Below are 545 nucleotides of genomic sequence, written 5' to 3' on the forward strand. Positions count from 1 at the left end.
AACAGTTCTAACATTGGTTGATACACCATATCGGTGTATGGGCGACCCGTTACGGGGTGCTTAGCCGTACTTATCCAAGCTTGCACAATAGACGTGAACTCATCGCTGCTCATTCCTGAATGCGTTTTTTGCACCATGGTTAGAACATCTTCTAAGCTCAGCTTATCTATCTGCCCGCTTAACACCAGTGAGTATGGTTTAGTCGTCTTCCAATCAGGGTGGCTAGCCGCTTGCTCTTTAATTTGGTCGAGCACAAACAAGATTTGGAAGTACATCGGCTTTTCTGACCATAACGTTCCGTCGTTATCAAAAGTGGCAATACGATCTTGAGGAGCAACAAAATTGGGAGAGTTAGCGTCAGTAACATCACTGACAAATTGGATAATTGCTTGTTTGGTTTGACCGTCGTTCCACGAAGGCAATGGGTCACTATTTTGCGCCAAAAGCGGAAATGAAATCACCGCGACAGCGAGCGTAAAAACATTCAAGAGGTAATTTTTCATCAGTTGTAAACTCTTTATATAGGGGAGTTTAATAATGGAGCA

General features: G+C 43.5%; 1 pseudogene. It reads right to left on the reverse strand.

What is annotated here, in order from left to right:
* Positions 1-503, reverse strand: a pseudogene (locus tag R7Q48_RS30240) (haloacid dehalogenase-like hydrolase); the annotation flags it as partial.
* Positions 504-545: the final 42 nt, after the last annotated feature.

Source organism: Vibrio sp. 378, assembly GCF_033339435.1.